The sequence below is a fragment of the Citricoccus sp. I39-566 genome (assembly GCF_031432995.1).
Lineage (GTDB): Bacteria > Actinomycetota > Actinomycetes > Actinomycetales > Micrococcaceae > Citricoccus > Citricoccus nitrophenolicus_A.
Window position 1 is genome coordinate 77,110 of the sequence record NZ_CP133842.1, and the last position, 14,716, is coordinate 91,825.

Consider the following 14,716-nt stretch of genomic DNA (forward strand, 5'->3'; position numbering starts at 1 on the left):
GATGTCCTGATGAGCAGCGAGCACCCCTCCCCCGACAGTGCGCCCGGCAGCACCCCCGCGCAGCACGCCCACGGCCACAACCACCAGCCCGATCCGGAGCTGTACCGCACCGAACCCGTGTCCTTCGTGCGCCGCGGCGACCGGCTGACCACGCGCCGGCAGCGGACGTGGGACCGGGCCGCCGGCACCTACATCGTGGACGTGCCCCGGGACCGCGCCACCACCTCCGTGGCCGAGGGCACGCGGATCGACTGGGCGCAGGTCTTCGGCCGCAGCGCCCCCCTCGTGGTGGACATCGGCTCGGGGCTGGGCGAGTCCACGGTGCAGGGCGCCGTGGACCATCCGGACTGGGACCTCATCTCCGTGGAGGTCTACACCCCGGGCCTGGCCGCGATGCTGGTGCAGGTCGAGGACCGGGAGCTGGGCAATGTGCGCGGCGTCCAGGCCAATGCCCCCGAGGTCCTGGACCGTCTGCTGCCCGCCGGCGGGGTCCAGGAGGTCTGGGTGTTCTTCCCGGACCCCTGGCACAAGACGCGCCACCACAAGCGCCGGCTGGTCTCGCCCGCCTTCGCCGACCGGGTGGCGCGGGTCCTGGCCCCCGGCGGCGTCCTGCGCCTGGCCACCGACTGGTCCAGCTACGCCGTGCACATGCGCGAGGTCATGCAGTCGCATCCCGCGTTCGAGAACGTCCACCCGGGCCGCGCCGCCGGGGCCGGGTCGCCGCTGACCCGCGTGCGGCTGGAGGGCCGGGAACTGCAGGTCGGAGCGCAACCCGTGGCCCCGCGCGTCGGGACCCTGCGGGCCGGCGTCAGCGAGGCGACCGCGGGCGCCTCGGTACAGGACCCGGTGGATCACGACGGCGGCTGGGCACCCCGGTTCGAGGGACGGCCGTTGACGAGTTTCGAGTCCAAGGCCCTGAACGCGGGGCGGCTGGTCTTCGACCTCACCTACCGCCGGCGTTGAGACCGGCGCGCCGGTGCCTTTGCGCCGGGGCGGCCATCGGAGGATACTGGGAGGCCGAATCATCCACCGGCCTCTACCCAGGGCGCCACTGCGCCCGGTTGCGGCGCGGCGCCGTGGGCAGGTCACAACGATTGGACCCCGGTGCCTGACACCACGCCCTCCCTCGCCCGTCCCGACCCCACGCCCGGAGGCGGATCCTCCGGTGCCGTCGGCCTGTACCCCCACGACATCCACCCCGGCCTGGTGCCGGGGATCGGGGTGGACGAGCAGCGCAACCGCTTCGGTCTGGACAAGCTCGTCTTCGGCGTCACCGCGCTGCTGATCGTGGCGTTCGTGACCTGGGGCGTCCTGGCTCCGGAGTCCGTGTCCGAGGTATCCTCCGCCGCGTTCGGGTGGTCGATGACGAACGCCGGATGGTTGCTGAACATCACCGCCATCGTGGCGCTGGGAGCCATGCTCTACATCGGCTTCAGCCGCTTCGGCAAGATCCGGCTGGGACGGGATGACGAGGAACCCGAGTTCTCCCGGTTCTCCTGGGTGGCCATGATGTTCGGCGCCGGCATCGGCGTCGGGATCTTCTTCTTCGGCCCGTCCGAGCCCCTGTCCCACTACCTCTCCCCGCCGCCGGACACCGTGGCGGCGGGCACGGATGCCGCACTGCACCAGTCCCTGGCCCAGTCCCACTTCCACTGGGGCCTGCATGCCTGGGCCATGTACGCCCTGGTCGGCGGGGCCATCGCCTACGCCTCCTATCGCCGCGGACGCGTTCCGCTGATCAGCTCGGTCTTCCGCACCCTGTTCGGCGCCCGGCAGACGGACGGCTTCGCGGGCAAGCTGGTGGACATCTTCGCCATCATCGCCACCCTCTTCGGCACCGCCGCCACGTTGGGACTGGCGGCCATCCAGATCGGCCAGGGCGTGGAGATCCTCTCCGGCACCGGTCCCCTCGGCAACAACGGACTGATCATCATCCTCGCGGTGCTCACCGCGGCCTTCGTCATCAGCGCCGTCTCCGGGGTGGCCCGGGGCATCCGCTACCTGTCCAACACCAATATCCTGATGACGTTGGGCCTGCTCCTGTTCGTCTTCATCACCGGCCCGACCCTGTTCCTGCTGAACCTGCTGCCCTCCGGCGTGATGGAGTACGCCGACGAGATGTTCTCCATGATGGGCAAGTCGCTGTCCTGGGGCTCGGACTCGGTGGACTTCCAGTCCATCTGGACAGGGTTCTACTGGGCCTGGTGGATCGCCTGGACCCCGTTCGTGGGAGTGTTCATCGCCCGCATCTCCCGCGGCCGGACCCTGCGCGAGTTCGTGCTGGTGGTCATGGGCGTACCGACGTCCATCCTGATCTTCGCCTTCACCATCTTCGGCGGCGCGGCCATCTGGATGAACCGCAACGGGGTGGCGGGCATCGACGGGGAGGCCTCCGCCGAGTCCCTGCTGTTCGCCCTGTTCGACCAGCTCCCGCTGTCCCAGATCACGCCGTTCATCGTGATCGCGGTGCTGGCGATCTTCTTCGTCACCTCGGCCGACTCCGCCTCGGTGGTGATGGGCACCATGTCCTCCCGTGGCAACCCGGAGCCGAACAAACTCGTGGTGGTCTTCTGGGGCCTGTGCATGATGGGCATCGCGGTCGTGATGCTGTTGACCGGCGGCGAGACCGTGCTGACCGGCCTGCAGAACCTCACCATCCTCATCGCGTTGCCGTTCTCGCTCGTCCTGCTGTTGATGGTGGTCGCCTTCCTGCGGGATCTGTCCACGGACCCCTGGGCGATTCGCCGCGACTACGCCCGGACGGCGATCTCCAACGCGGTGCGGCGAGGCATCGAGGAACACGGCGATGACTTCGAGCTGTCCGTGCGGGAGGCGCCCGAGGGCCGCGGCGCCGGCGCCGACTTCGACTCCACCGCGGACCAGGTCACCGAGTGGTACCAGCGCACGGACGAGGAGGGTCAGCCCGTGGACTACGACTACGAGACCGGCACCTACGCCGACGGATGGACCCCCGAGGGCGGCGCTGACGGCTCTACCGAGACCCCCGCGGCGGACACCGACGAGGGGAAGTCCACCCCCGCCTCCTGACCCCTTGGCTCCAGCACGTCGAGGGCGTCAGTCGAGGGGCAGGCCCGCGGTCGCCCGGGCAATCCGGTGCAGCGAGGCCGTGCCGACGTCCCGGTAGCCGTGACCGCGGCCGAACAGCCCGGAGTCCGGCCGGTGGCGGGAGGTGTTGTGCCCCACAGCCCCGGCGAGGTTCCGCTGCTCATCCGCGTGCACGTCCAGCCGCGTCACGCGCTTCCACGGCCGGCGCCGGGACAGCCAGAACCCGGCCCGGGACAGGTAGTCGGTCTCCGCGAGCGCGAAGTAGACCTGGTCCTCCCGGAGTCCGAGCGCGTCGGGGTCCTCGGCCAGGTCGCGCGGGAGTCCCACCGCCCCGGACACCACGAGCGCGTCGAGGGAGAGCGGCGGCTCGCGCCGCTGCAGGATCTGCAGTGCGCAGGCGGCCACCACGGTCCCGTAGGAATGGGCCTCCAGTGCGGTGTGCGGCGGTGGTGCGCCGTGGCGGTCGCGGTATTCGAACCACCCCTCCAGGTGGCGGGCGAGGCGGGCTCCGCCGCGCAGGGCGGTGCGGCCGGTCAGGGCGCCCCACGGCCCCGGCGGGTGGTACCCGAGCCAGGCCACCACGCAGGGGCGTGAGGCCCCGGCCTCCCTTTGGGCGGCCCACAACTGGGCGGCTTCCCGCACGGATCCCCACATCGCGTTGTGCACGAAGATCCCCATGCCGGAGACCTGCCAGGTCATCTGGGTGGCGCCCTCGGGCTCCCCGACGGCCACCACGGCGGACGGCGGGAACCGCGCCGTCCCGAGGTCATAGTCCAGCAGCTGCCGTTCCGGGTAGGAACGGCTCATCGAGTCGGGCTTCAGGGCGTGGACGAGACCGTCCAGGGCGGACGTCTGCCGTGGCCCCAGTGAGGACCGGCGGCGCATGTCCACCCGCAGCCGCTCACGCGTGGCCCGGCGCTCCGCCGCGTCCCACAGGCGACCGTCTCCGCGCTCCCCCGGCATCATCGGCCACCCGACGCGCTTTGAGGGCAGGAATCACTAGTGATTCCTGCCCTCAAAACGTGGGGATTCGGGTGGGTCATCCCGGGCGTTTCCGGGTCCGCGGGGCCGGCTGGGCCCGTCCCGGCGCGGGGCCGGTGGTGATCTCGAAGATCCCCGGTGCGGCCCCGAGGACCCCCGCCGGGCGGCGCCAGCGCGCGGCACGCCGGGCCCGCTCGATGGTGGCCGCGGTCTCCTCGTCCCGGGAACGGGACCTGCGGGTGGACGTCCCCGAGCCGGCGTCGAAGGTGGTGGTCACGTCCCCCGCGGCGCCCGCGGTGAACACGCGCGGATACCGGGCGAAGGCCTGGAAGGCCTGGATCTGGCCGGCGAGCTCGGCCACCGTGTTCTGGAGCTGCTCCACCTCGGTCTGCAGGTTTACGATCCGGCGGATGCCCTCGAGGGACACCCCCTCGCGGCTGAGCTGCTGGATGGTGCGCAGCCGGTCCACGTCCTGGCGGGAGTAGCGGCGCTGGCGTCCGCCCTGACGCTGCGGCACCACCAGGCCGATCCGGTCGTACTGCCGCAGCGTCTGCGGATGCATGTCCGCGAGCTCGGCGGCCACCGAGATCACGTAGACCGGCTCGTCCCAGAAGGTGGTCACAGTCGGGCCTTGTCCGCCAGCCCCGCCCTCGGATGGTGCCCGGCCGAGGCGGCGGCGAACGCCTCCACGGCGGCGCGGGCCTCGTCGGACAGGGACGTGGGCACCTCGACCTGCAGCTCGACCAGCAGATCGCCCGTGGCCTTGGAGGTCTTCACGCCCCGCCCCTTCACGCGCAGCACGCGCCCCGAGGACGAGCCGGCCGGGACCCTGACCTTCACGGAGCCCTCCACGGTGGGCACCTCGACCGTGGCGCCCAGGGCGGCCTCATCGAAGGTGACGGGCACCTGGACCCGGAGGTTCATCCCGTCCCGGTGGAAGAACGGGTGGTCCTTGACCTGGACCGTGACCATGAGGTCGCCGGGGCCGGCCGAGCCGGGTGAGCCCTTGCCGCGGGCGCGGACCTTCTGCCCGTCCCGGATGCCGGCCGGGATGCGGACGTCGATGACCTCCCCGTCCGCCGCCCGCAGGGAGATGGTGGTGCCGCGGATGGCCCCGGCGAAGGAGATCGACGTGGTGGCGGTGCGGTCCGCCCCCTTGGCGGGCGCCCCGTAGCCGCCGAAGCCGCCGCGTCCCCCGCCACCGCCGAAGCCGCCGAACAGGTCGGCGAACTCGGGCGGCAGGTCCCCGGCACCGGCACCGCCGCCGCGGGGCCGTCCGCCCGTGTTGAACAGCCCGCCGAACATGTCCTCGAAGCCCCCGGCCCCGCCGGCACCCGCACCGGATCCGGAGCCGGGCGCGGAGAACCGAGCCCCGGAGCCCATCGCCCGGATGGCGTCGTACTGCTGACGCTCCTCCGGGTCGGAGAGCACGGAGTTGGCCTCGGTGACCTCCTTGAACTTGGTCTCGGCGGCCTCGTCACCGGGGTTCTGGTCCGGGTGGTACTTGCGGGCCAGCTTCCGGTAGGCCTTCTTGATGTCTGCTTCCGAGGCGTCCTTGGAGACACCGAGGGTGGCGTAGAAGTCCTTGTCCACCCAATCCTGTGAGGCCATGGTGCCTCCTTTCCTGTGACGTTCTGCGGTGGCCGGGGTGCGCTGGGGTGGATCAGCCTTCCCCGGCGGAGACCATCACCTGGGCGGCCCGCAGCACGCGCTCGCCGCGGACGTAGCCGTTGCGGAAGACCTGGACGATGTGCTCCTCCGGGACCTCGGCGTTCGGCTGGCGGATCACGGCCTCGTGGTGCATGGGGTCGAAGGGCTGGCCGGCCAGCGCCTCCTGGTCGTGGCGCTGCAGACCGAGACCGGTCAGGACCGTGTCCAGCTTCGCGGCGATCGCGGCGAACGGCCCGTCCGTGAGGTCACCGGCGGCCCGGGCGGCGTCCACGTCGTCCAGCACCGGCAGCAGCGAGGTCAGCACGGACTGGACCGTGGTCTCCTTGACCACGTCCCGGTCCCGCTCCACGCGGCGCTTGTAGTTCACGAATTCGGCCTGGACGCGCAACAGGTCGTTGCGCAGTTCCTCCTCGCGGGCGGTCGCCCCCGCGAGCTCCTCGTCCTGCGCGCCGGTGACGCCCTCGTCGGAGGCGTCGGCGGAGTCCCCACCGGCCTCGTTGAGGATCTGCTCGGCCTGGGAGAGCGCGTCTCCCTCGGCGGCCTCAGCGGCCCCGGCGTTCTCAGGGGTCTCGCCGCCGGCGGCGGCCTGGCCCGGCTGCTCGCGGACCTTGCCCGTCAGCGGGTCGATCCGGCGCTTGTCCTGGAAGCTCACGGGCTCCTCGCGCTCGTGCTCTTCGTCGTTACCGTGGTGCGGCATTCTCGATCGTCCTTTCCTCCGGTGCCCCGGGGCCGGCCGACCCTGCGCCCCCGCGCGCGGCACGCGAGGGGTGGTTGCAGGATCGGCCGGCCCGGGTCCGGTGGCCTGCCGTGAAGGCGGCGGGCCGGGGTGTCAGCTGGGGTGGGTGCTCAGGGGTGGACCCTACTTGGACTCGCCGTCCTTGGGCTCCTCCTCGTCCACCACCTCGGCGTCCACGATGTCCTCGTCCTCGGCGGAACCGGTGGCACCGTCACCGGTGCCCTCGGCACCGGCGTCCGCGGCCTGGGAGGCGTACAGGGCCTCGCCGATCTTGGTCTGGGATGCCTGCAGCTTCTCGTAGGCGGCCTTGACCTCGTCGTCGCTCCCTTCGCCGGCCGGCTTCTCCAGGGCCTCCTTGAGGGAGTCGACGTCGGCCTGGACCTCGGTCTTGATCTCCTCCGGCAGCTTGTCCCCGTTGTCCTTGAGGAGCTTGTCCACGGAGTAGGCGGTCTGCTCGGCCTGGTTGCGCTGCTCGGCGGCCTCGCGGCGCTTCTTGTCCTCGTCCGCGTGGGTCTCGGCGTCCTTCACCATGCGGTCGATGTCCTCATCGGAGAGCGAGGTGCCGCCCGTGATGGTCATGGACTGCTCGGTGCCGGTGCCCTTGTCCTTGGCGGAGACGTGGACGATGCCGTTGGCGTCGATGTCGAAGGTGACCTCGACCTGCGGCATGCCGCGCGGGGCCGGGGCGATCCCGGTGAGCTCGAAGGTGCCCAGCGGCTTGTTGTCCCGGGTGAACTCGCGCTCGCCCTGGAAGACCTGGATGGACACGGAGGGCTGGTTGTCCTCGGCGGTGGTGAAGGTCTCGGACCTCTTGGTCGGGATCGCGGTGTTGCGCTCGATGAGCTTGGTCATCACGCCGCCCTTGGTCTCGATGCCCAGGGACAGCGGGGTGACGTCGATCAGCAGCACGTCCTTGCGCTCACCGGCCAGCACGCCGGCCTGCAGGGCGGCGCCCACGGCCACGACCTCGTCCGGGTTCACGCCCTTGTTCGGCTCCTGGCCGCCGGTCATCTCGGTGACCAGTTCGGCCACGGCCGGCATGCGGGTGGAACCGCCCACGAGGACCACGTGGTCGATCTCCTTGACGGAGACCCCGGCCTCCTTGATGACGTCCTCGAACGGCTTGCGGGTGCGCTCGAGCAGGTCCGAGGTCAGGTCCTGGAACTTGGCGCGGGAGAGGTGCTCGTCCAGGTGCACCGGACCGTCCGCGGTCACGGACAGGTACTGCAGGGAGATGTTGGTGGAGGAGGCCGAGGAGAGCTCCTTCTTGGCCTGCTCCGCCGCCTCCTTCAGGCGCTGCAGGGCGATCTTGTCCTTGGACAGGTCGGCGCCCTTGGACTTGGCCTGGGTCAGCAGCCAGTCCACGATCCGCTGGTCCCAGTCGTCGCCGCCGAGGCGGTTGTCACCGGCGGTGGAGCGGACCTGGATGGTGGAGAAGTCGTCCTCGTCCTTGCCCACCTCGAGCAGGGAGACGTCGAAGGTGCCGCCACCGAGGTCGAAGACGAGGATGAGCTCGTCCTCCTTGCCCTTCTCCAGGCCGTAGGCCAGCGCCGCCGCGGTGGGCTCGTTGATGATGCGGGAGACCTTCAGGCCCGCGATCTCGCCGGCCTCCTTGGTGGCCTGGCGCTCGGCGTCGTTGAAGTAGGCCGGCACGGTGATGACCGCGTCCGTGACCTTCTCGCCCAGGTAGTCCTCGGCGTCGTGCTTGAGCTTCATCAGGGTGCGCGCGGAGATCTCCTGCGCGGTGTACTTCTTGCCGTCCATCTCCGTGGACCAGTCGGTGCCCATGTGGCGCTTGACGGAGGCGAGGGTGCGCTCCGGGTTGTTCACGGCCTGGCGCTTGGCGATCTCGCCGACGAGGACCTCGCCGGACTTGGAGAAGGCCACCACGGAGGGGGTGGTCCGGGATCCTTCGGCGTTGGCGATGACGACCGGGTCGCCACCCTCGAGGACGGACACGACGGAGTTGGTGGTACCGAGGTCAATTCCCACTGCACGGGACATGGGCTGTTCCTTTCCTTCACGGACGGATGGTTCTTCGGGCTCCAGGAGCCGGACGCCGCACGGCGACCGGGAGGGTCGCCGGAGGACCCGGCGCCCAGCCACCTGAGCGTTCAGGACTCAAGATTTCATGACCGGGCAGTCCCTGTCAATCTGCCTTGAGCCGAGCCGACTCATGTTTGCTCTGCACCGTACAACCACGGCGACCCGGAGATCATTCCCGGCCGCCGTCGCCCGTTGTTGCGAGTTACTCAGAATAAGTTAGGGAAGGCTCAGTTGGCTTGCGAGGAAGCCATTCGGGTGATGAGGTAGGGGCATCGACACCGCGGCGCACGCAGTATCCGCAACCGCGCCGCAGGGACACCACACGAAGGAGTCACCATGGCAGCCAAGGACACCCCCTCGAAGTACACCGTTCCCGGCCTGGAGGTGGAGGACGGCCATCGCGTCGCAGAACTCCTGCAGATGCGCCTGCACGCCCTCAACGACCTGGCCCTGACCCTGAAGCACGCGCACTGGAACGTGGTCGGCCCGAACTTCATCGCCGTCCACGAGATGCTGGACCCGCAGGTGGACGTGGTCCGCGGCTTCGTGGACGAGACCGCCGAGCGCGTTGCCACCATGGGCCTGAGCCCGAAGGGCACCCCGGGGGCCATCACCTCGGAGCGCACCTGGGAGGACTACAGCCTGGGCCGCGCCGACACCCTGGCCCACATCTCCGCCCTGGACAAGGTCTACGACGGCGTCATCGCGGACCACCGCAACGCCATCGACGAGGTCGGCAAGCTGGACCCGATGGCCGAGGACCTGCTCGTCGGCCAGACCCGCGAGCTGGAGCTGTTCCAGTGGTTCCTGCGCTCGTTCATCTCCAGCGCCACCGGCGAGCTGAAGCACCAGGGCTGAGAGTCCCGGACTGCGGAAGGCCACCGGCCGCACCGAGAGAAGGTGCCGTGTCACCCAGTGGATCACTGGGTGACACGGCACCTTCTTCATCTCCGGGCGGTCCAGCCTCAGTGCACGCCCTCCAGGGCCTGGGGCTCCTCGGCCACCGGTTCGGCGGCCTTCGGCCCCCGCTTCCGCGAGAGCTTCGAGGGCCACCAGACCTTCGGCCCGATGTCATGGGTGAGTGCCGGCACCACGAGGGAGCGGACCAGGAAGGTGTCCAGCAGCACGCCGAAGGCCACGATGAAGGCCAGCTGCACCATGAACATCAGCGGGATGACCACGAGCGCGGCGAAGGTGGCCGCCAGCACGATGCCCGCCGAGGTGATGACCCCGCCGGTCACGGTCAGGGCCTTGAGCACCCCGGCCCGCGTGCCGAGGATAGCTGCCTCCTCCCGAGCCCTCGTCATGAGGAAGATCGTGTAGTCCACACCGAGCGCCACGAGGAAGACGAAGCCGTAGAGCGGTACCGTGGGGTCGGCCCCGGAGAAGCTCAGCACGTGGTTGAACACGAGGGCGGAGACGCCGATGGCGGTCCCGAAGCTGAGCACTGTGGCCAGGACCAGGAGCACCGGCGCCACGATGGAGCGCAGCAACACCATGAGGATGACCAGCACCACGATCAGCACGAGCGGGATGATGGTCCGGACATCGGCCTGGGCGGTGGTGTTCGTGTCCAGGTTGGTGGCGGTGGTCCCGCCCACCAGGATTCCCGGGTCCACGGCGTGCAGGGCCTCCCGGAGCTCGACGACGGTCTGCTCGGCCTCCGAGGAGTCCGCCGGGTCCGAGAGGGTCGCCTGGAGGTAGACCTGGCCGTCGACCTCCAGGGGCTCGGCCGGAGGACCGCCCGGCCCGGCGCCCTCCGGAACACCCGAGGTCCCGCCGGAACCGGCCGGGCCGCCGCCCTCGGCCGTGAGGTAGGCGGAGGCGACGCCGTCCGCGTTCTGGACGTCCTCGAGGATCTCGTCCGCCCGGTCCGCGGGGGCGATGACCGTGGCCGGGGCCCCGGTGCCGGCATCGAAGTGGTCCTCCAGCACCACCTGCCCGGCCTTGCCGTCACTCTCGCCCAGCAGGACCTCGGTCTGCGGCACCCCGCTCGCCTGGAGCTGGGTGATGCCCGCCGCGCCGACCAGCAGCACGGCGGCGGTGACCATCCACACGGCGCGGGGCCGGCGCGCCACCAGGGCGCCGATCCTGGTCCACACCCCGTGATTGGTCTCGAGCCCGTCGATCGGCGCCCCGGCGGCATCGACCGGCTGACGGAATCGGGCGTCCTTGCGGGACACCACGCCCGGCCGGGGGATGGAGGGCCAGAAGGCCGCACGGCCCACGAGGTAGAGCACCGCGGGCAGGAAGGTCAGGGACGCCGCCCAGGCCAGGACGATGCCGGAGGCGGCGATCGGGCCCAGGGAGCGGTTCGAGTTGAGGTCGGAGAAGAGCAGGCACAGCAGGGCGATCGCCACGGTGGCCGCCGAGGCGGTGATGGGCTCGAAGGACCCCTTCCAGGCGTTCCGCACGGCCGTGGCCACGTTCGTCCGGACGCGCAGCTCCTCGCGGTAGCGGGCCACCATCAACAGGGAGTAGTCCGTGGCGGCGCCGATCACGAGGATCGAGAGGATTCCCTGGGACTGGCCGTTCAGCGCGATCCACCCCTCGGCGGCCATCCAGTAGATCGCGAGGATGGCCACGCACAGGGCCGCCACGGAGTTGAACAGCACGAGCAGGGGCAGCAGCACGGAGCGGTAGACCAGCACCAGGATCACGAACACCACGCTGAGGGCCACGGCCAGCAGGATCCCGTCGATGCCGGCGAACGCGCCCGCCAGGTCGGCCGCGAGCCCGGCGGGACCGGCCACGTGGATCTCGGCCCCGTCCAGCCCGCCGTTGCCCGCGCCGGCCAGGTCGGCCTGGGAGTCGGCGGCGAGGGTCCGGAGCTCCTCGACCACGGCGTCCGACGCGGCGGACTCCGTGTTGACGAGGGCGATGTACTGCACGGCCTCCCGGTCCTCCGAGGGCACCGGGCCGATGATCTGGTCCACGCCCTCCACGGCACCGAGGTCCTCACCGAATCCGGCGAGCGCCTCCATCTCACCGGCGGACTCGGCGCCTTCGGCGAGCGCCTGCCCGTCCGGCAGCCCGAGGACCACCAGCGCCGGGATCTGCTCACTGTCCGTGAACCGGGAGACCCACTCCCCGGCCTGCGTCGACTCGGCGGAGGCCGGCAGGAACGTGGACTGGTCGTTGGAGGAGACCTCCCCGAGCTTGCCGAACGTCGGCCCGCCCAGGCCGGTGCCGGCCAGCCAGGCCAGGACCAGCACGGCGGCGGCGACCACCCGGATCCACACACGGCCTCCAGGGCGGTCCTTCTCCCGAGGCGCGCGACCGTCCGGCCCGCTCCCGGTGACGGCGTCGGGAGTGCCCCCGGACCGGTGGGCCGGCGGGTGGTGTGGCTGGCGGTCCGGCTGGAGGTCGTCGGCTTCGGGCTCGGCCCGATGACGGGGGTTCTCTGGCATGAGCACTACGCTAGCATTCGCTCGATGATCGAGATACCTGCCGTGGAGTTATATCCTGGACCGTGCCCCTCAGTAGACTGGGGCGTCAATCACCGGCGGTAGGAGGCCCACCATGCCGCACTCCGGCCAGGAGTCCGCGGAGCTCTCCCAGCTGATCCATGCCCTGAGGCGGTATGCGGAGATGGCGGACCGGACCACCGACGCCGCCGGTCACCGCAGCGGCCTGCACCGCACCGACCTGCGGGCCCTGACCATCCTCATGCAGCGGCAGGCGGCCGGCCTGAACACCAGTCCCACCGACCTCGGGCGGATGCTGAGCCTCACCTCGGCCTCCACCACCGCCCTCGTGGACCGGCTCGTCGCCAACGGGCACGCCCAGCGCACCCCCTCCACGACCGATCGGCGCCGGATCAGCATCTCCCACACGGACACCGCCGCCGCGGACGGGCGGAGGATCTTCCGGCCGATGGCCAGCAGCCTGGCCGGCCACCTCTCCCGGTTCACTCCGGACCAGCTACAGACGGCCACCGAGGTCCTGGACGCGGCCACCGAGGCCCTCGACGCCTTCGGAACCGCGGCGGGCGCCCTGCCCACCGGCTCGCCAGCCGCCGACGCCACGCCATGACACCCACCACCGGACCCGGCCTGGCGACCCCGCCCGGAGAAGGCCCGACGCCCCTGATCCTCGCGATCGACGGCCGCTCCGGGGCCGGGAAGACCTCGCTGGCCGTGGAGACAGCGGCCCTGCTGCGCCCGCACCTGTCCGTGGCCGTGTTCCACCTCGACTCCGTGTACCCCGGATGGGACGGGCTCGCCGCGTCCTTCCCCGGCTATGTCCGGGACGTCGTCGCCCCGCTGGCCGCCGGCCGTGCCGCCCGCTGGCGGTGGTGGGACTGGACCACCGGCGCACCGGGGCAGGCGGACACCACGGCCCCGGCCGACGTCGTGATCCTGGAGGGCGTGGGCGCCGGCCACCGGCAGGCCCGGCCGTTCGTGCATGCCGTGGCCTGGGTGGCCATGGACCAGGCCGAGCGCAAGCGGCGCGCCCTGGGCCGTGACGGCGAGACCTTCGCCGCGCACTGGGACCGCTGGGCCGCGCAGGAGGAGGACTACCTCGCCGGCGACGACGTGGCGGACGCCGCGTGGCTGGTGGTGGACGGCCAGGCCGTCACGCCGGCCGCCGCGGCCGACCTCGTGGAGGGGCTGCGCTCGCTGCCCGGCTGGGACGCTGCCCTGGCTCTGGTGCCCGGCCCCGGCCCGGACCGCTGGGCCCACCGCACCCTGCCCACGGCGGCCGACCCGCGGGCGCTGTTCGCGGCCGCGGGCGGGCCGGAGGCGGCGACCGCCGTGCTGCTGGAGAGCTCGGACCGGGATGTCACACCCGCGCCGGAGCGCAGCCGCCACTCGCTCGTCGGCCTGGCCACGGACACCTCGCCACGCGCCGAGCACCGCTCCGGGACCACCACCGTGCGGTCCGGCCACGTCACGGTGCGCCGCCCCGGCGGGTTCTTCCCGTGGCTGGCCACCGTCTGGCCGGGCGGCGCGGGCGCCCCGGAGGGTTCGGCCGGGCCGGAGGGCGGTCCGGAGGGCGGGCCTTGCCCCTTCCGGCCCGGGTGGATGGGCTGGATCGGCTACGGCATCAAGCGCGAGGCGGGATCCCCGGACGGCGCGGCCACCGCTGCCTCCGCGACCTCTCCCTCCGCGCCGCCCGAGGCGCTGCTGTTCCGGCCGGGACGCGGGGCCGCGGTGGACCACGTCGCCGGCACCACCGTGCTGTACTGGCGGGCCGACGATCCGGAGGGGCCGGCGTGGGCGGACCGGACCGTCCGGGACCTGGATGCCGGGACCGTGCCCGAGGCCGTCGGACAGGCGCCCGCAGGAGCCCGGCCCCCGGAGTTCACTCTGCGGGACTCCCGGGAACAGTACCTCGCCAAGATCCGCGCGGCGCAGCACGAGATCGTGGAGGGCAACACCTACGAGGTCTGCCTGACCACGCAGCTCGAGGCCACGGCGCACGGCTTCGACGGCTGGTCCACCTATCGCCGCCTCGCGGCCGCGAACCGGGCCCCCTTCACCCTGTACCTGCGCGCGGCGGTGGGGGCCGGCGTCGGGCCGCTGGAGATCCTCTCCACGAGCCCCGAGCGCTTCCTCTCGGTCTCCTCCGCGGCGGCCGGCACCTGGCTGGTGACCGAGCCGATCAAGGGGACGCGGCCGCGCGGCGCCACGCCCGATCAGGACGCGGCCCTGGCCGCGGAGCTGGCGGCCTCCGTCAAGGACCGGGCCGAGAACATCATGATCACGGACCTGGCGCGCAACGACCTCTCCCGCTTCGCCGTCCCCGGCACGCTGGCGACCACGCGGGTGTGCGCCATCGAGTCCTACCCGACCGTGCACCAGATGGTCTCCACGGTCACGGCCCAGCTGGAGCCGGGGGTCCCGCGGGCGGACGCGCTGGCCGCGGCCTTCCCGCCGGGCTCCATGACGGGTGCGCCGAAGATCTCCACGATGGACCTGCTGGAGCGGATCGAGGCGGGCCCCCGCGGGCTCTACTCAGGCGTGGCCGGCTATCTCTCCGCGGACGGCGCGGCGGACCTGAACGTGCTGATCCGCACGCTGGTGGCGGTGCCGGTGCCGGGCGCGACGTCGGCCGGTCCCGGCGCGCAGTCCACCCACCTCTCGCTGGGGGTCGGCGGGGCGATCACCGCGGACTCGGTGCCGGCGGAGGAGTGGGACGAGGTGCGCACCAAGGCCCACGGGGTGCTGCGCGTGCTCGGCTCGGCCTTCCCCGAGGCCTGACGCCCTCCCC

The 14,716-nt window shown here is 71.8% G+C and carries 11 protein-coding genes; 5 read left to right on the forward strand and 6 right to left on the reverse strand.

Annotation, left to right across the window (positions count from 1 at the left end; all coding sequences use genetic code 11):
- Positions 1–9 precede the first annotated feature (9 nt).
- A complete protein-coding gene (gene trmB, locus RE421_RS00380) occupies positions 10–963 on the forward strand; it encodes a tRNA (guanosine(46)-N7)-methyltransferase TrmB (protein WP_309812556.1) in 954 nt (317 codons plus the stop codon).
- A gap of 141 nt (positions 964–1,104) precedes the next feature.
- Positions 1,105–3,048, forward strand: coding sequence for a BCCT family transporter (locus RE421_RS00385; protein ID WP_309812559.1), 1,944 nt, complete (start codon positions 1,105–1,107; stop codon positions 3,046–3,048).
- Positions 3,049–3,075: 27 nt separating this feature from the next.
- On the opposite strand, the gene RE421_RS00390 is transcribed toward RE421_RS00385, so the two are convergent.
- The 5 genes from RE421_RS00390 to dnaK all read right to left on the reverse strand — a co-directional run bounded on the left by RE421_RS00390 (position 3,076) and on the right by dnaK (position 8,458).
- On the reverse strand, positions 3,076–4,029 hold the full coding sequence (locus RE421_RS00390) for an alpha/beta hydrolase (protein ID WP_309812561.1): 954 nt from the start codon (positions 4,027–4,029) through the stop codon (positions 3,076–3,078).
- A 76-nt stretch (positions 4,030–4,105) separates the two neighbouring features.
- Entirely contained in the window at positions 4,106–4,609 is a 504-nt protein-coding gene (locus RE421_RS16770; RefSeq protein WP_396134663.1) for a heat shock protein transcriptional repressor HspR, read from the reverse strand.
- Between the two features lie 56 nt (positions 4,610–4,665).
- On the reverse strand, positions 4,666–5,658 hold the full coding sequence (locus RE421_RS00400) for a DnaJ C-terminal domain-containing protein (RefSeq protein ID WP_309812563.1): 993 nt from the start codon (positions 5,656–5,658) through the stop codon (positions 4,666–4,668).
- A 52-nt stretch (positions 5,659–5,710) separates the two neighbouring features.
- Positions 5,711–6,415, reverse strand: a complete 705-nt coding sequence (locus RE421_RS00405) for a nucleotide exchange factor GrpE (RefSeq protein ID WP_309812565.1) — start codon at positions 6,413–6,415, stop codon at positions 5,711–5,713.
- Between the two features lie 162 nt (positions 6,416–6,577).
- The gene (gene dnaK / locus RE421_RS00410; protein ID WP_309812567.1) at positions 6,578–8,458 is read right to left on the reverse strand and encodes a molecular chaperone DnaK; all 1,881 of its coding nucleotides are present in this window, start codon (positions 8,456–8,458) and stop codon (positions 6,578–6,580) included.
- Positions 8,459–8,836: 378 nt separating this feature from the next.
- On the opposite strand from dnaK, the gene RE421_RS00415 reads away from it, so the two are divergent.
- Positions 8,837–9,358 (forward strand): DNA starvation/stationary phase protection protein, encoded by a 522-nt coding sequence (locus tag RE421_RS00415; protein WP_309812571.1) that lies wholly within the window; start codon positions 8,837–8,839, stop codon positions 9,356–9,358.
- Positions 9,359–9,465: 107 nt separating this feature from the next.
- On the opposite strand, the gene RE421_RS00420 is transcribed toward RE421_RS00415, so the two are convergent.
- Entirely contained in the window at positions 9,466–11,910 is a 2,445-nt protein-coding gene (locus RE421_RS00420; RefSeq protein ID WP_309812574.1) for an MMPL family transporter, read from the reverse strand.
- 112 nt (positions 11,911–12,022) lie between these two features.
- Between RE421_RS00420 and RE421_RS00425 the strand changes: the two genes are divergently transcribed.
- A complete protein-coding gene (locus RE421_RS00425) occupies positions 12,023–12,535 on the forward strand; it encodes a MarR family transcriptional regulator (protein ID WP_309812576.1) in 513 nt (170 codons plus the stop codon).
- Positions 12,532–14,706: a chorismate-binding protein gene (locus RE421_RS00430; RefSeq protein ID WP_309812579.1), complete on the forward strand. Its 2,175-nt coding sequence runs from the start codon at positions 12,532–12,534 to the stop codon at positions 14,704–14,706. Before RE421_RS00425 ends, RE421_RS00430 begins: the two co-directional genes overlap by 4 nt.
- Positions 14,707–14,716 lie beyond the last annotated feature (10 nt).